This is a genomic window from Photobacterium rosenbergii (genome assembly GCF_033022775.1).
Taxonomy (GTDB): domain Bacteria; phylum Pseudomonadota; class Gammaproteobacteria; order Enterobacterales; family Vibrionaceae; genus Photobacterium; species Photobacterium rosenbergii_A.
This window is the reverse complement of the sequence record NZ_JAWJZI010000014.1, coordinates 58,353-78,068: the sequence shown is the minus strand read 5'-3', so window position 1 is coordinate 78,068 and position 19,716 is coordinate 58,353. Positions and strand designations below refer to the sequence as shown.

General features: G+C 42.6%; 17 protein-coding genes. 5 read left to right on the top strand and 12 right to left on the bottom strand.

Annotation, left to right across the window (positions count from 1 at the left end):
• Window positions 1–282: 282 nt before the first annotated feature.
• Entirely contained in the window at window positions 283–573 is a 291-nt protein-coding gene (locus R2X38_RS21665) for a hypothetical protein (RefSeq protein ID WP_317524432.1), read from the top strand.
• A gap of 90 nt (window positions 574–663) precedes the next feature.
• On the opposite strand, the gene R2X38_RS21660 is transcribed toward R2X38_RS21665, so the two are convergent.
• From R2X38_RS21660 to R2X38_RS21650, 3 genes are all read right to left on the bottom strand, one after another.
• Entirely contained in the window at window positions 664–1,119 is a 456-nt protein-coding gene (locus R2X38_RS21660; protein ID WP_317524451.1) for a cupin domain-containing protein, read from the bottom strand.
• A gap of 100 nt (window positions 1,120–1,219) precedes the next feature.
• Window positions 1,220–1,684 carry a cyclophilin-like fold protein gene (locus tag R2X38_RS21655; protein WP_317524431.1) on the bottom strand — a complete coding sequence of 155 codons (465 nt, stop codon included), beginning with the start codon at window positions 1,682–1,684 and terminating at the stop codon, window positions 1,220–1,222.
• Between the two features lie 93 nt (window positions 1,685–1,777).
• A complete protein-coding gene (locus R2X38_RS21650; protein ID WP_411185716.1) occupies window positions 1,778–2,413 on the bottom strand; it encodes a carboxymuconolactone decarboxylase family protein in 636 nt (211 codons plus the stop codon).
• Between the two features lie 457 nt (window positions 2,414–2,870).
• On the opposite strand from R2X38_RS21650, the gene R2X38_RS21645 reads away from it, so the two are divergent.
• Together R2X38_RS21645 and R2X38_RS21640 are read left to right on the top strand one after the other, a co-directional pair.
• The gene (locus tag R2X38_RS21645; protein ID WP_317524429.1) at window positions 2,871–3,944 is read left to right on the top strand and encodes an MBL fold metallo-hydrolase; all 1,074 of its coding nucleotides are present in this window, start codon (window positions 2,871–2,873) and stop codon (window positions 3,942–3,944) included.
• Window positions 3,945–4,211: 267 nt separating this feature from the next.
• Window positions 4,212–4,601 carry a DUF2799 domain-containing protein gene (locus tag R2X38_RS21640; RefSeq protein WP_317524428.1) on the top strand — a complete coding sequence of 130 codons (390 nt, stop codon included), beginning with the start codon at window positions 4,212–4,214 and terminating at the stop codon, window positions 4,599–4,601.
• Between the two features lie 149 nt (window positions 4,602–4,750).
• Here the strand turns inward: R2X38_RS21640 and R2X38_RS21635 are convergent, their stop codons facing one another.
• From R2X38_RS21635 to R2X38_RS21610, 6 genes are all read right to left on the bottom strand, one after another.
• Complete coding sequence (locus R2X38_RS21635) at window positions 4,751–6,583, bottom strand: arylsulfatase (protein WP_317524427.1); 1,833 nt, start codon at window positions 6,581–6,583, stop codon at window positions 4,751–4,753.
• A 39-nt stretch (window positions 6,584–6,622) separates the two neighbouring features.
• On the bottom strand, window positions 6,623–7,771 hold the full coding sequence (locus tag R2X38_RS21630; RefSeq protein WP_317524426.1) for a hypothetical protein: 1,149 nt from the start codon (window positions 7,769–7,771) through the stop codon (window positions 6,623–6,625).
• A gap of 270 nt (window positions 7,772–8,041) precedes the next feature.
• Window positions 8,042–9,436, bottom strand: coding sequence for a 6-phospho-beta-glucosidase (locus R2X38_RS21625; protein WP_317524425.1), 1,395 nt, complete (start codon window positions 9,434–9,436; stop codon window positions 8,042–8,044).
• Between the two features lie 144 nt (window positions 9,437–9,580).
• Window positions 9,581–10,960 carry a PTS transporter subunit EIIC gene (locus tag R2X38_RS21620; RefSeq protein ID WP_317524424.1) on the bottom strand — a complete coding sequence of 460 codons (1,380 nt, stop codon included), beginning with the start codon at window positions 10,958–10,960 and terminating at the stop codon, window positions 9,581–9,583.
• A 669-nt stretch (window positions 10,961–11,629) separates the two neighbouring features.
• A complete protein-coding gene (locus R2X38_RS21615; RefSeq protein WP_317524423.1) occupies window positions 11,630–12,664 on the bottom strand; it encodes a LacI family DNA-binding transcriptional regulator in 1,035 nt (344 codons plus the stop codon).
• Window positions 12,665–12,871: 207 nt separating this feature from the next.
• Window positions 12,872–13,762, bottom strand: coding sequence for a LysR family transcriptional regulator (locus R2X38_RS21610; protein ID WP_317524422.1), 891 nt, complete (start codon window positions 13,760–13,762; stop codon window positions 12,872–12,874).
• Window positions 13,763–13,917: 155 nt separating this feature from the next.
• On the opposite strand from R2X38_RS21610, the gene R2X38_RS21605 reads away from it, so the two are divergent.
• On the top strand, window positions 13,918–15,129 hold the full coding sequence (locus tag R2X38_RS21605) for an MFS transporter (RefSeq protein ID WP_317524421.1): 1,212 nt from the start codon (window positions 13,918–13,920) through the stop codon (window positions 15,127–15,129).
• A 320-nt stretch (window positions 15,130–15,449) separates the two neighbouring features.
• Here the strand turns inward: R2X38_RS21605 and R2X38_RS21600 are convergent, their stop codons facing one another.
• From R2X38_RS21600 to R2X38_RS21590, 3 genes are all read right to left on the bottom strand, one after another.
• Entirely contained in the window at window positions 15,450–16,628 is a 1,179-nt protein-coding gene (locus R2X38_RS21600) for an anaerobic sulfatase maturase (protein WP_317524420.1), read from the bottom strand.
• A gap of 833 nt (window positions 16,629–17,461) precedes the next feature.
• Window positions 17,462–17,983 (bottom strand): cyclophilin-like fold protein, encoded by a 522-nt coding sequence (locus tag R2X38_RS21595; RefSeq protein WP_317524419.1) that lies wholly within the window; start codon window positions 17,981–17,983, stop codon window positions 17,462–17,464.
• Window positions 17,934–18,380, bottom strand: coding sequence for a cupin domain-containing protein (locus tag R2X38_RS21590; RefSeq protein ID WP_317524418.1), 447 nt, complete (start codon window positions 18,378–18,380; stop codon window positions 17,934–17,936). The genes R2X38_RS21595 and R2X38_RS21590 overlap by 50 nt, the downstream gene beginning before the upstream one ends.
• 361 nt (window positions 18,381–18,741) lie before the next feature.
• Between R2X38_RS21590 and R2X38_RS21585 the strand changes: the two genes are divergently transcribed.
• On the top strand, window positions 18,742–19,656 hold the full coding sequence (locus tag R2X38_RS21585) for an AraC family transcriptional regulator (RefSeq protein WP_317524417.1): 915 nt from the start codon (window positions 18,742–18,744) through the stop codon (window positions 19,654–19,656).
• Window positions 19,657–19,716 lie beyond the last annotated feature (60 nt).

Sequence of the window (19,716 nt, the reverse complement as noted above, 5' to 3'; positions counted from 1 at the left end):
AAACCCATGATGCATATATTATGAAAACTCCTAGACGTTCTTAATATCCAATGTTGCAGTTATGATTGACCTTCATTGCACCCAAAAAAAGTGTAAGCGACATACCAACTGAGCCTTATTCCCTCCACCATTCTGAGCTCTCTTTTTATTGCAGATAACAAGAACCCACCTTGTTGTTGCTTGTCAATACCATTAAGACATAAAAAGCGTGAACTAATTTATACTTCTTCTATTTCGTCACCTAAAATTGATATGCAACTCCAATAAAAAGAGGCCATTGAAATGAAAATCACAGCAACTATTATAACCACTCTGGCATTGGGCTTTTCTATTAGCGCAACCGCTAGCAGCCCAGTCGAAGCACTGAGTGTAGAGTCAGTTAAGCAGTTTCTCACCCCCACACAGATCCAAGCCACCCTCGATGCATGGCGAGAGAATGAACTAAAACGGATAGACATGACGAAGATTATTCAATTCAGGATCGATGGTGCACCAGCCGGAGCCAGAGAAAAAATGGCCAGACTTGCCGTAGAGCAGCAATATTTACGCGCAGAGGAAATGTTTGATTTGTAACCTTGCAGCTTTTCGATGTGTATTACCAACAATGTATGAATGGTGATGACACCTTTTAGTAACGTCATCACCATTCTTATTTAGATGTATTTATTCAGCCGATTGATATTGCTCGTCTGTCACCTTCTCTTTCCAAATAACGTTCTGCCCATCTTTTGAAGCAGTTACCACCAAATGGGTCATAGCCTGATGTGGCGTTGCACCGTGCCAGTGGTCGACATCAGGTGGACACCAAACGGCATCGCCTTCGTGGAACGAAACCACTTTTCCATCACGGGTGCCAGTCAATCCAACGCCAGAAGTCACAATCATATGTTGCCCGGCTGGGTGCTCATGCCATGCCGTTCTTGCCCCCGCCTGAAAAGTAACATACGCGGCCGAATAGTTGGCTACATCGTTTTCTGGAAAAATCATATCGACTTGAACATCACCAGTAAACAGTTCCTGAGCGCCGCTAAATGAGCCTTGGCTACCACTTCGATAAACCTCTTGTCCCTTGGTGTTAGCTTGAACAGACGCAGTAACACACAAAGCACCAACAAGCATTAAAGCTAATCCCATTTTTTTTTCTTTTCCTGCACTCATCTTCTTTCCTTTATATGTTGAAAATGAATTTGCATCCCATGAAGTTAAACTCACCGTCACGCTAATATTTTTCAATAGCAACAGTGCCAGACATGGGAGCAATATTGTCGATCCCATCAATCACCACACCGAGTCTATGCATGTGATCTGAGGCATAAAAATCCTTGTACAACATAAATACATCGCCCCAGGGCGCGTAATAGCTCAACTCTCCCTTTTTCCCATCATGGTACGCTTCGTTATCCGTGATATTGAGTTTCTCGGGGGGATAAAACATCCATTGGGCCTGGCGAAAGTTTGATAACTCCAACTCTAAAGGTAATTGGCGATAAAACTCTGCTGCCGCTCTGGTGTCGTAGAGTTGAAATACGGCAACATTGCGATTCGAGGAAACCTGTATTTTTTTCTCAGACAGCGCCAGCTCTTGGCCACTTAGATGTTCGCCATTGATTGAATGAGCATGTAATTGACTAACCATTGAAAGTGGTGCGACGCTTAGAAATAAAACAGCGATATTTATTTTCATCCAATCCCTCCAGCACTATCCGGCGTCTCAATGCTTGCGCAAAAAAGTGCAATACCTCTATTAATTGCGGTATTGCACACTGTTTACCCAGACTTACTTAGCGCTGAGCACCTGATCCAAAACAGCTTGCGCATTGTCAGCAATAACAGCTCCGCATTCCTGTTCAAGCACCTTCACAAAGGCCTGCAGCTGTGCCGGCGTAATATCGTTGTTCATGCTGATATTGTAATGCGACGCCAACTGGCTATTGACACCAGAAATATTGGCGAGGGCGGCAATGGTGGCAATCTCACGCTCTTTCCAGGTCAATACATCGCGCTCGAAAATATCACCGAACAAGTGCGCTTTTAGGTACTCGTCAACTTGCGGCGAGAAATCAAACAGCGCTCCCGACACCGGAGCCCCAATCAGCTTTGTTTGGTTAGCCGTACCAAACTCCAAGCTGGTTTTGTCTGTAGGCAGAGGACTGGAGGATTTACCAACAGTATCTTTGATACCGTTGGCTTCGCGCTCGTTCATGACTTCCATGAACGCGGCAAGGCCATTTAAGCTGCGAGGAAAACCTGCATAGGCATAAAGCTGAACCAAAATTTCCTTGATTTCATTGACGGTTAATCCGTCTTCCAACCCTTTTGTAAAGCTCATTTTTAACATATCGATGTTACCGCTAGCGGTAAAGGCAGCAATAGGAATAATGGCTTTTTCTTTATCAGTGAACTCTGTTTGCATGGCAGACACCTTAGAAATAGAAAATATAGCAAGAACAAGTACCAGGATTGTTTTTAAGCGACGCATCAACACAACGAACTCCTTATCTAACAAAAAACTGAATTTCTCAGTCATCCTAAATAGAAGATAGCGTTGCGGACACAAGCGGCGATAGCCAATTTGTTTTATATTATTGCCTATTATTCCAAACGTATCAGATCACGTGATTTTGGAGGAATAGGCAAGCTTTATAAAGCAATGCGTGTATACAACAAGCCGAGAATTCACTAGATTTACCCGAGTGTGGTTGCTGCACTCCCTAAGCAAGATGCCACCATTGTATTTGACAGGCGAATAATCGCGGTCCTTAAATCCAACAAAATAGGTCACTATGCAAAAAACCAGCAGTAAACGTTACTTTCAGCCAACCGGCACTTTATCGCGCTCACCCAAACGAAACAGGTTCAAACAGATCACAATGCTCATCGCTGCTTTTTGCTTCTTGCTCGCCTCGGCATCGCTTCTCTACTTGCGCCAACCGCAATTTGCCTCCCCCGTTGTGGTGGATCGCACCTACATTGCCCCGTACCACTCTGGCGTATTTCACAATACGGTGCCAGCACCGATACTGGCCAATAGCGATGGCTTACTTACTGCCTGGATCAAGTTTCTAACCAATAAAATCCCTGAAGCCACCCCGGACTTCGCGCTTCCCTCTGAGAAAACCGATTTACACGCGCTCGACAAAGAAAGTAACGTCATGGTGTGGATGGGACATTCTTCCTACTTTATCCAACTGGATGGGGTTAGGTTCTTGGTTGATCCGGTGTTCAGCGACAACGCCTCGCCAGTTCCCTATACCAACCTCGCCTTTGAAGGTAGCAATATCTATCAGGCCGAGGACATCCCTGAGGTCGATTACCTGCTGATCACCCATGACCACTGGGATCACCTTGACCACCCGAGTGTTGTTGCCGTGCGGGAGAAAGTAGCACAAGCCATCACCCCCATTGGCGTTGGCTCCTACTTGACGCAATGGGGCTACGATGAAAGCAAGGTATTTGAAGGCGATTGGTATGACAGTTTTGAGCAGGGTCAGTTGCAGATCCACATTTTACCCGCCCAGCACTTCTCTGGCCGGCTTCTCAAACGTAACCAGACGCTCTGGGGCTCTTTTGCCCTTATTATGCCAAAACATAAAGTGTACATCGGCGGCGATAGTGGCTATGGTGACCACTTCAGGCAAATCCACGCCCGGCTCGGCGCATTTGATGTTGCCATTCTCGAAGCTGGCCAGTACAACGAGAACTGGCGCCATATCCATATGATGCCCGAAGAAACCGTTCAGGCTACCCTGGATTTACAGGCCAAAGCAATGATCCCGGCACATAACAGCAAGTTTAAGCTTTCCAAGCACGCTTGGCATGAGCCGTTGGAACGCATCTCTGAGCTCAGCCATGATGCTAATTTTCGGCTGATGACCCCAATGATAGGCCAGGTAATGTGGCTCGACGACGAGCAGCAAAACTTCGAGCGTTGGTGGCAGCAATAATTGACCGCGGCTCTCTATGAGCAGAGGGCCGCGCCTATGCATCAGGCCTTCATCAACGCTCTTACGACACTCAGTAAAATCGCGTTAATGATAAACGTCTCTTGCTGAAAATATACTTTGTCAAAACCTCCTAATACCTTACCCACCAACTCAATTCTCATCACCATGAGGATGATTAAAGTTTTCACTTTGTACCGCACAAACTAAATAATGTTCTATATTCATTCTGAAGCACATCAAAAAAAGTAATCTTTAGTCGAGGATAAAATGAAATTTTTAACTTTAATATTATCACTTTACATTATATCAGGCTGCTCATCATCCCTTTCAGAACAAGCTATGCTGGCACAAACTAATGATTGGTATCGTATTGGTCTGTTAGATGGAGAAAAAGGCCACTACCAACAGGCAAGAGTTGAACTTGAAGACCTTGGCAGTATAAGTGAAGAGGAATATCAAAAATATAAACAAGGCTTTTCAGATGGTCTTGACGAGTACTGTAAACCAGACAATGCTCAACGTAATGGAAGCAATGGCGTTCTGTACCAAGGTCAATGTACTAACACTGAATTTGAAGAATTAGCTATTCAAAAATGGCAGGAAGCTTACATTCAGTCTGCTACGTTCGAATCAATGGTACTTGCACTTAGTAATTGAGCCCCAATCCACCTGATGTGTTTCATTTGCAATCGCAATTTTTATGAGCCTAGTCTCTTAGCTTAAGAATAAATAACAACCTCTAATAATATCTATTCAAGAATAACACTGCGGACAATAGCGCCCACAGTGTTATTACTTAATAGGTTTTAGTCTTTGAACGCATCATACCCATGGCTGAAGTTATAAATAAACTCAAACGTTCTTGTTACTGGTGTTTCAGAATGCTCTGTTGCCTCTTTCCACCACAACGCTTTCAGCTCTTCAACAACTTGGGGATTTTGATCTGAGATATCGGTGGACTCTGAAAAATCAGACTCTTGATCAAACAACTGCCACTTGTCATCTTCAAATTTACCGCCAATGCGATGCATCGCGATTGCTCGCCATTTTCCACTAGTAATCGCACGGTTACCACGTTGTGAATAATATTGAATACCCCTTGTCTCTGCATTCTGATCAACGAAGGTATTCAGGAATGACTGACCGGCAACTGGAATTTGTTCCACACCGTCAATAGAGGTTGCGAACTCCGTACCTGCGGCATCCAGCATTGTTGGCGCCAAGTCAACAACATTTACCATTTGGCCCCGAACGCTTCCAGCATCTTCAATTTTTGCAGGCCAAGAGGCAATAAGAGGAACACGAACACCACCAGCCTGAGGCCATAGCTTATAACGTCTAAAAGGCGTACTACCTAACCAAGCCCATGGGCGCTGATACATCATGTAAGTGTCTACGCTACCTGCTTCATCAAGATGCTTATCCATTTCTGCAATTGAAGTGTTATCGTAATAGGCCTTTCTGAAACCACCCAATACGCCACCTTCTGGGGCTGCGCCATTATCTGTGGTAAATAAGATTAATGTATTGTCAAACTGACCTGTCGCCTTAAGGTGATCAACTAGGCGGCCAATCTGCTCGTCTGTGTGGGTCATAAAACCTGCGTAAGTTTCCATAAAGCGGGCAAACACTCGTCTATGCTGTTCATCAAAAGAATTCCAAGCATAATCACCACTGTCACGGTCAGGAAGTACCGTGTTGTTCGGTATCACACCCATCTCTTTCTGACGAGCAAAACGCTCTTTACGCAGTTCGTCCCATCCAGCGTCATAAACCCCCTTGTATTCATCAATATACGATTTAGGCACATGAAGAGGCGCATGGGCTGCACCAAATGATAGGTAAACAAAATTCGGTTCACCTCCAGGTTTCAAGATATCAATCGCTTTATCGATCAGATCAACCGATAAATGATAGCCCTCTTCGGTAGGGGTCGGTATCTTGCTGTTATTCTCAACAAGATCGGGCCTGAACTGGTTTGTATGACCACTTATAAAACCATAATAATAGTCGAAACCTTTTTGTAACGGCCAGAAGGCCTTATTTCGCTCTTCATCATTATTATATTCCGGTGCAACATGCCACTTGCCTAAAACATGTGTTTTGTAATCCGCAGCTTGAAAGGCTTCCGCTAGCGTTTGTGCATTTGTTGGAAGTTCACCACTATCTGATGGGCCTTGTCCTAATGGCACACTTGGTCCAGGTGAAGGGGCGTTTTTCGGGGCTAACTCTTCCATGTGCACAGTTTGGGGGTTTCGCCCTGTAAGCAGTGCTGCTCGGGTAGGGGCGGACATAGAGACGGTATCATATCGGTTATAGCGCAGACCTGAGTAAGCCAGCTCATCAATATTTGGAGTGCGGATCTCAGAGCCAAAAGCACCGATATCAGAAAAACCAACATCATCTAATAGAATCATGATAACGTTCGGCTTTTCATTACCTGCGTCGATAACCGGTGCATTACTATCGCTAGCTAAAGATAAAGAAGAGAATGTTAAAACTGAAGTTGTTAACCCTGCCAGGGCCAGCTTTGAAAAATAACCTTTTGAAAGTACGTTAAAAACACTGTGATTGTTTTCAATTTCAACATGGTCATTATGTTTAATACCCATGTATTCTCTAGATAAGTATTGTTTCATATGTATACCTTAACAATTATTTCAAGTTATTGGTTTTTGTTAGAAGTCCCACTGGTATTCTAATCTTGTAACATTTCGGCCATGAGAATTAAATGTATGAGCGAGCCAAATACGGTTGCCCGGCATAAACCAATATTGTAACTCTGGCGTTATTGACTCACCAAACTCGGTATAGGCTGCGGTAAGGAGTGGGCTAAACCCTTTACCACCAGCAGGTAGATACTGATAACCAACTTCAGAACTAAACCCGAGACCTCCTTCGGCATAACCACGCTGTTCAATCATTTCAACACTGTCGTCATCATCCATTTTTGAATAGGCCAGGACGGTAGCAAGCCTGTGTTTACCGGCAAACTGCTTAAAGGCAGACAGGCTATAAGTGTACAGGTCATCATATTTCCGCGGGTTGGCTGTATCTGACTTATATTTTCCATAAGGGTCAACGTTACCCACGTACGTTTTACCGTATCCATTATCTACTGCAGGTTGTCCATTATGAACCGAAAAATACGCACCATAAGAATCTGGAAGGTAAGAATACAAGTCTGACGTTTGATAACCAATATCTAAACCCGAAATTCTCGAACTTGTGTCATAGCTTGCGTTCAAGAATAAATTATTGTCAAACTGATTCTTATAGATTATTTTTTCTGCGTTCTTACCGCCGGCATCCCCTTGTGCAAAATATAACCCTTGAGAACCCATATCCATAACGAACAGAGCCCATGTGGTGGTATGTTTGGCATATAACAATGAACCCCATTTTTCATGCTCTAGGCCAAACCGGAATTGCTCCCATCGAGTATGATCATCAAACCCGTCAAACGAATTAACTGTTTCACCATCGACTCTTGTGTAGTTTTCTATGGCTTTCAACCAGAAATCACCGACAAAACCGATATCGTCAGTTATCATGCTCTTACCACGTAGGCGTAAGTTTGCGTCAACATATGCTCGTTGTTGATCAGGATCACTACCAGATTCACCAGCGATAGCAATACCTGATTTAAGTCGACCAGTAAAATACCATCTTGAATCATTGTCTAAATCAGTTAAAAAGTTTAACGTCGCACCCTTATTTTGATTTAAATAGTTTTCAACAATATCTGAATCCCATGTAGTGGTAGGACTCTTTGCATATAATAAGGAAGGAAAAAGTAGTGTTAATAAAAGTATTTTGTTTCGCATTATTATATTTTCCCTTGGTAAATTATATTATAGCTAACCATTGCCCACATTTCACTAATGTGGGCAATATTAACCTACTATTATTCCAATAGATGAACTTAATCCATATTTCAGTTTGAAGGAACCTACTCAACGTTCAGGAGTAACATTGAGAAGGAAAATTCAATATTTCAGAAGTAAAGCTGCCTATATGAATTAGGGAATTTCTCCAATCAGCCACAGAATTTAGTGGCTGATAAAAATAGGTTGTGATACAGAAGCTCTTTTGAATTATTTCAAAACTTCTCCTTTAGAAGCAATGACAGATTGATACCAACTGAAGCTCTTTTTACGTTTGCGCTCTAACGTGCCATTACCTTCGTCATCACGGTCGACATAAATATAGCCATAACGTTTAGACATCTGTGCAGTCGAAGCACTGATTAGATCGATTGGCCCCCAAGACGTGTATCCCATTACATCCACACCATCCTGAATCGCTTCACCAACTTGATAAAGGTGGTCATTTAAGTATTGAATTCGGTAATCATCCTCGATTTCACCTTGTTCATTAACGACATCTTTCGCGCCCAAACCATTTTCTACGATAAACAGAGGTAGCTGATACCTATCGTAAAGGAAATTCAAGATATAACGTAACCCCACAGGGTCAATCTGCCAGCCCCATTCAGACGCTTCCAGATGCGGGTTTGCAACCATATTTAACATGTTCGCATTGGCTTCTTCTGCATTGGCCGGATCGGCGCTCGCACAACCACTCATGTAGTAGCTGAAGGAAACAAAATCGACGGTTTCTTTCAACAACTCTTTATCATCTTCCGTAATATCAATAGCGATACCCATTTCCTTGAACTTACGTGTCATATAGGTTGGGTAGTAACCTCGCACCTGAATATCACCGAACATTAACCACTCACGATTTTGTTCTAGCGTTTTCATCATATCATTTGGGTGACAAGTGAATGGATACAATATTGCACCAAGAAGCATATTTCCGATTTTGGCATCCGGAATTAATTCATGACACGCTTTGACCGCCTTGGCACTCGCAACCAGTTGATGGTGAATCGCCTGATAACGCGTCTGTTCGTCGACATCCACTGGTAAACCAGCCCCGGTAAAAGGCTGATGAATCGTTACATTGATCTCATTAAATGTCAGCCAATACTTAACTCGATGTCCATAACGCTCAAAAACAGTACGTGCATATTTTTCAAACATTGAAATAACATCACGACTTGCCCAACCATTAAGTTTATTCGCAAGGCTCAGTGGCATCTCATAATGAGAGAGTGTTACTAACGGTGTAATACCGTGTTTTTCCAACTCATCTAATATTTTATCGTAATATGCTAGGCCAGCTTCATTTGGCTCAGCATCGTTACCGTTTGGAAAAATTCGCGTCCAAGCAATGGATAATCGTAACGTGGTAAATCCCATCTCAGCAAATAGAGCAATATCTTCCGGATAGCGATTATAGAAATCGATCGCGACATCTTTAATATTGAAATCACCCTCAACTCGTTCAACTGGATGACCAAACGCACCGATGGGTTGGGCGTCTGACGTAGATAGACCTTTTCCATCGGAAACATGAGATCCTTCTACTTGGTTGGCAGCTACCGCTCCTCCCCATAAAAATGAATCTGGGAAACGAAAACTCATAAATAATTCTCCACTAGATTATTCTTTTGCCAGTGATATTTGCTAACTGACTCATTTTAAATAGTAACTAAAATTTTTGGTTTATATTTTCCTTAAGAGGTAAAGTTGATATAGGCATTAATACCACTTACCTCTTATTTTTATTCACGCCGTAGCCGGTTTAAGTTTTTTGGTATTTTCTTGTTCTGGACCGACGATGATTGTTCCTATGAAAGCAAGGCCAAAGCCAATGCAAATACCAATCACATATGGTGTAATAGGCTGGAACAACGGAATACCTGGAATACTGTGGAACGCAAAGCCGGTCATTTTCACCTGGAAAGTTCCAATGAAAGCACCACCGATGGCGCCGGAAACAACGACGATTGGAATCGTTTTACGAAAACGCATAATCAGACCGTAGATAATAGGTTCTGTCACCCCAGCCAGGAAGCCTGACATAGCGGCAGGGCCTGCAATTGCTTTAATCTTATTATCCTTGGTTCGGAACCACAATGCTGTCGCAACCCCCATTTGTGCAAAGGTACAAGAAGCCCACATTGCAACAATGGGATCACCACCTAAGCCAATGTTTGCGATCGTGATTGGCACGATCCCCCAGTGAAGGCCAAACATAACTAAGAACATCATGGAACCGCCAACAACAGCCCCAGTCAAAATTCCACTATGAGAAATCAACAAGTTAATACCATCTGCAATCCAGTGTCCCAGATAAACCCCAAATGGACCAAACACAATAATAGTCAGCGGTACGACAATTAACATGCTCATCATCGGAACCATGAACATCTGAACATTATCCGGACAGATTTTCTTCAAGAATTTTTCAACAACAGCTAAAATGGTCACGGCGATCAAAATTGGGAAAACACTGGACGCATAATCAATAGCAATAACAGGAATACCAAAAAAGTGGGCATCTGAATTATTGATGAGACCAGTAAAATTCGGTTCTAATAATGCGGCACCAATTGCTCCCCCAATATAACCATTAGCACCCATTTTTATCGCAGCAGAAACGCCAAGAAGAACAGGTAAGAAATAGAAAACGGCATTAGCCGCGGCAGACAAAATTAAATATGTTGAATCACTTGCATCAAGTAAATCCAACATGCTTAAAACTGCCAGTAATGCTTTTAACATACCAGCACCCGCTAAAGCACCAATAAGGGGAGAGAAACTGCCTGATATAATCTCAAAAACCTTTGACAATAATGTAGTCTCTTGCTGTGAAGGTTTATTGTTTTTCGATGTATCGTTAGATGAGATAGTATCATTCCCTGTAAGAAGCTGCTGAATGGCTTCATGTACATATGACACCCGATTGCCAATGATGACTTGAAATTGCCCACCACTTTCAACAACGCTAAGAACGCCATCAAGCTCTTGTATTTCTTGCTTTTTCGCACATTGATTATTATTCAATGTGAAACGTAAACGTGTCGCGCAATGTGTCAATGCCTGCACGTTTTCCATTCCACCAATAAGGTGTAGTAGATTTTTGGCAAAATTAGTGTAGTCCACTTTATACCCCGATGTAGTTAATTATTGGAAAAAGTAGGAGCTCCTTTTGCCATTAAACCTAACTGGTTAACCGGTTAATCAGAAGCGGTTGAATTTGTATTTGTGATTGGACTCACAAACAAATTTCGAGTCATATAAATAACAACCCACAGCGGTAGAACATCGATAAAAAAGCAAACGCAAAGCTATTTAAGTGCTGTAAGTGTCTTTTTTCACTAACCACCAAGGTTTAATTAATTTTAAAATCATAGAGTTAGAAAAAAGAACACGTTAAGACTCGGCTGTTTTCGGCCCTGAACAAAATGATATTTCTAATATGAAAACATTTGGCTTATGATTAGTCTGAGTTCTAACATTAGAGTCACATTTGACGTAGTAACGTCTAATCTTTCTCTGACACGACACATTCACCCTCACCCTCACCCGGCAAATTTAAGTGAGCGCGTTAATAGACAACAGGAATAATAACAAGCAATGTATCTGGTGATGCAATATCTGATAACGGGCGTTCTTGGTTCCAGACCGCACAATGGCAGGCAGAAGAAATCGACATCAACGATAAATAGCGTCAAGTTAAATCATGCCCAAGTTATTATGCGATAAGATGATCCTGTCAAACGATCAGATTGAGACTCGGGCTTTTGGTTCAATGCTTATGCGCAGCTCAGGTTAATCAATTATATCCTTTACTGACTTTCTATGTACTAACTGCCCCGTTAGAGAGTTTGACTTTGAGGTTGGTAACTTATTTTGCATATGCTCAAGCAGTAATTTTCCTGCGATTGATATAATGTCATCTACAGGTACATCGATAGACGATATAGGAGGGTCCATGAAATCACCAACATAATCATTATCTAACCCAAAAATGGATACGTCTTCAGGAACAGAAATTCCATTTTCTTTCAAAGCCTTCAGCGCTCCAATGGCCATTGCATCGCTGTAACAGCAAATAGCACTGAAATCTAGCTCACGTTTGATGAGTTTTTTACACGCATCGTAACCTCCCTGGTAGTGAGAATCCGATCCTCCTGCTATTAGTCGTGAATTGAGTTCTAGCCCAGCTTTCTTCATAGCATCTTGATAGCCTTGGAGTCTAGCTCTGGATGTATGCATATGCTGCTGACCGGATATATATGCAATCTTCTTATGCCCACGCTCTATCAAGTTGACCACGGCTAACTGAGCTATGGCGACATGATCAAACCACACACAATAGTCGGGTTTATTCGGGAGATTATAATTTAGCACGACTAAAGGGACCGGAAGCTCTTCAATAAGCGTTTCAAGTTTATTCTGTATATCTATTTCTTCAATATGTGAACTTTTATAATAGATGATCCCATCACAGCGTCGATCAATAAGTTTTCGAATTGACTGAATGCCAAGTTCAATATCATTGCCGTCAACTTGAGTTATCATCAAGAACTTACCTGCTTTGTTGGCCAGCTCTTGGGTCATATCAATCAACCTGGTTATGTACCGTGATGTATGATAACCACTAGGAATAAGTAACCCTATTGTGTCTGATACTTGCTTCGAGAGGGATTGGGCTAAGACATTTGGGCGATAATCCAGTTCTTCTATCGCTTTAAATACAGCCTTTTTAGTCGCTTCAGAAACCCGTCCCTTGCTATTTAATACATTAGAAACTGTAGCTTTGGAAACTCCAACCTGGCGCGCAACATCTAGTATCGTTACCATTTTATTGTTCGTCTCTGCAAACCATTCAAATTTGAAGCTAATGTAATGTAATAATTAACCAGATACAACTGGCACAAAAACCTGCTCTGCCGGGACTCCCGACTCACTTCCGTAATGATAATCTTGGGAGGAACGATCATCGACAGTCAGGTGGTGTTTCCGCCAGACGCGACGTTTCTCTTTGCCGAGCTGGCGGGTTCTGTCTTCCTAACTGGTTCGGAGGGCATCTCTGATTAGACTAAACGCCGGTGATGGCTGCCGACGACTTGGATAATAAAGGTAGTACCCATCAAAGGGCGGACACCACTCCTCAAGAACCTTAACTAACCGCCCATTTTCTATATGAGGTTCAAACTCCTCCTCGGGCAAAAAAGCAATACCCAGACCAGCCAGCGCAGCATTGATCATGGCCGGTGTTGTATTGAAGGTAAGCTGACCATCCACTCTGATATTGAACTCCTGGCCATCCTTTTCAAACTCCCACACATAGATCCCACCATGAGTCGGAAACCGCATATTAATACAGTTATGCTGAAGCAGATCCTCCGGTTTACTGGGTTTTTGGTATTTATCAAAATATTCTGGCGAAGCAACAGCAGCCATACACATTTGTGGACCAATTGGCACTGCAATCATGTCTTTATCGATCGTTCCACCTAAGCGAATTCCGGCATCAAACCGATCTGCAACAATATCTCTGAATCCATAATTTACATCGAACTCAACCTTTATATCTGGGTATTCCTTCAATACCGATGCCAGCTTCGGTATCAAAATACTGCTCACCACGGCTTCGCCGCAGGTAATCCGCACAGTTCCTGCTGGTTTGTCACGCAGATCGGTTAAAGCATCTAGTTCCGCTTCCATCTCTTCTAACCGAGTCCCAATAGCGTTTAATAGGCGCTCACCAGCAGGTGTCGGGGAGACGCTACGCGTTGTACGAGTGAGCAATCGAATACCAATCTGCTCTTCCAGCCCGCTGATAGATTGACTTAACGCCGATTGAGTAATGCCTAACTGAGCGGCCGCTCGGGTAAAACTGTTTTCCCGTGCAACTTTGACAAAGTAGAGCAGATCATTGAGATTTCTTTTAGCCATTCAGCCATTTACCTTATTAATTAGTATTGCTAATAGACCTATTAAGCATTAATTAGCTAGTCGCAACCTTTTTTACCTGAGAAAATCACTGCCGTAAAGACATCCTTTCGTGTTTTTTACTTTCATAGACATCTTCTTTTCTAATTGAGGCATCAATGTCAGAACAACAAGTTATCAACTCTGAAGCCACCAATATGGCCCAGAAACCCAGTGACACCCAAGCACATTGGGGCGGCGTTTTTGCAATGACCTTATGCGTTTTCGCTTTAATTGCATCGGAATTCATGCCCGTAAGTCTGCTCACTGCAATAGCCCAAGACCTGAACATTACAGAAGGAATGGTTGGTCAGGGAATCGCCATCTCAGGTGCATTCGCTGTCGTCACCAGTTTGTCTATCACATCTATTGCCGGCAACTTCGACCGGAAATATGTACTGCTTATGTTGACTGCTGTCATGCTGGTTTCCGGTGCCATTATCTCATCAGCCTCAACTTATACGATATACATGATCGGCCGAGCCTTGATTGGTATTTCTATTGGTGGCTTCTGGTCATTGTCTGCAGCCTGCGCAATTCGCTTAGTACCAGAACACCAAGTTCCAAAAGCATTAGCCATTTTCAATGGTGGTAACGCCTTGGCTATGGTTATTGCTGCTCCCATCGGCAGTTACTTGGGTTCAGTTATTGGATGGCGTGGTGCATTCTTCTGCCTAGTACCTATTTCTCTCATCGCTTTAGCTTGGCAGTTCATCAGCTTACCTAGTATGAAAAACGACAATCCAAATGGTGGCTTTGGTCAAGTATTTGGTATATTAAGGGCACCTGTCGTTAGGATTGGCATGGTTGCATGCGGCCTATTCTTTATGGGCCAATTCACTCTTTATACCTATGTCCGACCTTTCTTAGAAACAGTGACTCTGCTTGATGCACAGTGGGTATCTTGGTCACTGTTAATCGTTGGTGTTTCAGGATTTGTTGGCACAGCAACTGTTGGCAAATTCCTTGATAAAAGTCTGTACGGCACTATTATTATTATTCCTATCATCATGGCAAGTATCGGTGTTGCGTTAATCGCTTTTGGTGCTACATATGCAGCGGTAGCCCTATTACTAGCTATGTGGGGATTTTTTGCTACCGCAGCCCCGGTTGGTTGGTGGACTTGGATAGCGAAAACATTGCCAGAAGATTCTGAATCGGGTGGTGGATTAATGGTTGCGATTATCCAACTATCCATCGCTCTTGGTTCAACATGCGGCGGTCTGCTATATGATTATAATGGCCACGGCTTAACTTTTAGCGTTTCTACTGCTATCCTTTTGGCTGCCTCTTTAATCGCCTTCGCAAGCTACTCTTACAGTAAAAAGTAGTGTTCAAAAGAAATCGCCATTGCGTTCACGACAATAAATTGAGAGCGCATAAAAAGCCACTGATTCAATCAGTGGCTTTTTTATTCTTATTGAATAAGTTGAGTGTCAGGTAATATTAAGATTTTTTTATAACAATTAAGACAGCCGTTGTTGAAATACAATGTCACTTTTAATCTTATCCGCGTATTTTAATATCCAATGAGCTCATCGAGTTAATCATTAGACTCCTTTTTAACGGCCAGATTAGTTAACAAGTTGCCTAACCATAAGTATTACGCTTAGGCAATGACAAGGGATGCGGAATATCCGATTAAGTTATATCATTTTATGTTATACATTTTATTTAATATATATTTCATTCGATGTAAAACATGCTCAAAATGTGACTTATAACCGTCACACAAGTAGTTTTTATTCGGCATGCCGTTAGATGAAGTCGCGAAGCGATGTTTTGGACAACCCGCATTACAAACTGGTCTAACCGCACAGTTGGCACAATCCATCGAAATATTCTCGGTCTTCAATTTGGAAAATGCTGCCTGTTGATCGGAAAATGCGAGCTCCGAGATACCCGTTTCGATAATATTGCCTAATTTGTTGTCAGGATAGACGAAATGGTCGCACGAGTAGACATCACCGTTGGCTTCAAGCGCCAGGTTTGCACCGCACTCTTCAGCAAACACACAACTTCCCTGTCCGCCAACCAACTGAGTCATGGTTTGCTCGAAGTTCATTACAAAATATTTACCTATGTCTTCCTTGGCCCACAAATCAAAAATTTTATTCATGAATTGGCCATAGGGCTTAGAAGGAACAGACCATTCCGCTACAGCGCTTTCTCCAATAAAATCGGGTTTGATTAAATATAAACCACTAGAGTCAGGTTGAGCGGCAATTCTTTCAACCAGTGGAGTAAACTGCATGAATCGACTACCCACCGCCTTCAATGCGTTGTATACGTTCTCTGCCTCATCCACATTATACTTGCTAACGACCGTCAGGGTATTATATTCAACACCGACCTCGTTAAAAAGCTTGATGGCTTCTACTACTTTGGAATAGGTGCTTTTGCCGGATTTTGTCTGTCTTAGCTTATCATGATGAACTTGGCTTCCATCAATGGATATACCAACCAGAAAGTTATTATCTTTAAGAAACCTAGCCCATTTCTTATCTATTTTCATGCCATTAGTTTGGAACGAGTTACTTATCCGTTTACCCTTTGCGTATAAGTGTTGCAGCCTGATAGCCTCTTCAAAGAAGTCCAGCCCAGCTAAGGTAGGTTCCCCCCCTTGCCAAATAAACTCAACCACATCACCATGGCTGCCTTCGATATTGCTTCTAACGTAAGACTCCAATACTTCCTTCGGCATTTTCCAGTTATTATTTCTATTTGGATATAGCTTCTCTTTTTCCAAATAAAAGCAATATTTACAATCTATATTGCAAGCCGAACCAGTTGGTTTTGATACGATTTGGAAGCTTTTAGCGTTTGACATGTTAATTATTACCAAAAATCAATTGAAATATTGAACTATTATATACCTAAGAGCAAACGCATCAATCCACAAACATTAATAATGTGACTCATAGGACACATTCAATTCACAAGGTAAATTCTCTTCTTTTATAGAAAAAAAACCATAAAGCATCATAATCAACACTACACACATAGTATATAATGGCGACGATTCAAACCGTTCTAAATTTAATTAATCATGTTAAAAACATAAAATAAAGCTCCCCAATGCTAATAAGCACCATCAATTTATATGCATATTGTTGGCGAGATAATATTCATTTCACATATCTATTTTTATAATTTTAAATGATAAACAAATATATATCCATTGTCGTAAATCCATTGCTCTACTTACAGAAACAAAAGAAAAACAAATTATTTTATTCAGATAATTTAAGAAACTAAATTAAGTTCCCATTTCAATATAAAGCTTTAGCTGTCTGACCCATTCGAACCAGCACTCGCCCCCCAGTCAAATGCAACGTACACATCTGCGACATGATTGGCTCATACAAATAAATAGTTGATATATCAACATACTCATGTGTTATCTGCTGGTTGAGATAGGCTACCCCGTTACCGCCAACTCCATGAGCTCCATTCCAGTATTTGTGACAAAAGAATGCTCACCGCCATGTATCAATCACTGACGAAACGTTGTTGCTCCGATAATCGAACGTCCCTGACAACAAACGAGGTGACGCGATATAGTTGCACATAAAAACCGCGGTTATCATCAAAGTTAACCGCGGTTACTGTGTAACGGATCTTATGCAAGAGACTATAGGATCATAATGCCTTCCGCCGACACTACGGCACCCGCTCAACCGTGACTTTCATCGAACGATTAGCGGTAAATCGTTCGATACCCGAATCGATCTCCCCGAGCTTGATCAAGCCGCTTGAGTAGCCAAAATCTTTGTAAAATACCACCAAGTTCCCCCAGGGGGCATAATATGAAATATCGCCAACCTTAGCACTCACGCCCGGCGGTGATCCCTCTTTCGTCAATTTACTGGGCAAATAAGCAATTTTTTCCGTACTGGCATAATCTTCCAAATCCAGTGTCAAAGGCAACTGGCCGACAAAATCGCGCGCACTGGGAGTATCATTCAACGTCGCGCCGATTGTACGGTCATCAAAAACAAACTGTATTTTCATTTTCTCCCCTCCCAAGACTTTTTTTTCACCGCTGCCAGCAATCTCGCTGGTTTGGGCAGACGCCAAACTGCTGTATAGCCCGGCCAGGCCACCCATTGCCAACCATGCAATCGCAATCAGCTTATTGAAGCGCATCGTACTCTTGCTCGGTAACGGGTCCAAACCATTCATTGCTTGCTCCTTCTGCCGGAATTTCAATTGCAACATGGGCAAACCAACTGTCTTTTGCCGCGCCGTGCCAGTGCTTGGTCCCCGGTGCGATATGTACCACATCCCCAGCATGCAGCTCTTGGGCGGGTTTCCCTTCCTCCTGGTACCAGCCACGTCCACCTGTGACCAGCAGAATTTGACCGCCTTTGTGGTGGATATGCCAGTAATTACGGCATCCCGGCTCAAAGGTCACGTTGAAAACCCCCACCCCTTCCCTGTTAAGCAGTTCTAAATAACTGGTACCGGTGAAGTAATCTGCGTAAGCCTTATTTTCTTCCCCACGAGAAAATATGCCTGTCCCACTATAATTGGTTGCATTCAGCTCTTCTGGGGTAGTTCTATCAAGATTTTCGTTCATTACATCGCTCCACAGCTTATGACAAATTTAACTTAGACTTCACACATATTTCCTGTGCTCGTACCACATCATTTGTATCTAACTAGCTTACGCCACCTAATCAATGACCGTTTGCCTATTCATTGCTATTTCTTGCCTAATGTTCCGGCGTTAAGCAACTCAAAGCCAAACTTTCTGACGCACCTCATCAGCTATGCTGATATACATTCATTACTACTATGGAAACTAATAAAACACTGACAATTTCTACTTAAACAGCACCAGTCGACACTTGCCTAATCTTCTTTGCATCTGGAATTTTATTGCTATACATTATTAAGTAATTCAGTTAAAACCTCATCGCGTAAAAGGCAAGACAGCTATGATTGAGTTACAAGTCACCCAAGCCCAATCCAAGAGACTCGCTGAACAAATTGCTAAATGGACTGGGCAAGCAAATTTTTTTGATTCAGAGATTCCAGGCTTAAGGCTTAGCCGATGGACAACGCCAACCCAGCCAACAAGTTACTCTCATAATCCAAGCATCTGCTTAATCGCTCAGGGGCGAAAACGCGTTTTGCTGGGCGAAGATAGCTTCATCTACGATTCAAACCATTTCCTCATTTCTTCGGTTGAACTGCCTATCACTGCGAATATCCTCACAGCTAGCAAGGAAGAGCCTTATCTCGGGATTATCATGGAACTTGATTTGCGGGAGATATCTCAATTAATTGTCGACTGTGAACTTTCCGTTCATCTCGGTAAAAAAGAAGTACCCAAAGGCATTGCGGTCGGAGAACTCTCTCACTCTTTACTCGATGCTTTTATTCGATTGTTGGCGCTACTTGATGAGCCCAACAGCATTAAAATTCTCGCGCCAGCGATAAAACGCGAAATTTTTTATAGGCTACTGATGACAGAACAAGGTGCTCGATTGCATCAAATCGTCACAGCAGGTAGTCATAGCCATCAAATTGCCAAGGCTATCGATTGGCTGAAGAACAATTTCGTTAAACCGCTGAGCGTTAGTGAGCTGGCTTCATACAGTGGCATGAGTAAATCTTCGTTCTATACACATTTTAGAACGATGACATCCATGACCCCTTTGCAATTCCAGAAGAAACTTCGACTCAGTGAAGCTCGCCGTCTGATGCTCACAGAAAACCTCGATGCCATGGCGACCACCTTCAAAGTTGGGTATGAAAGCCCATCTCAGTTTAGCCGTGAGTACAGCCGCTTATTCGGCGCTCCCCCATCTAAAGACATAAAAGCACTGCGCGAGGCTAGCACGACTTAAATGAGTCTATTACACCTAGTTTACTCAATGGTATAGCTTATCGATTTAAATACTGGTTAT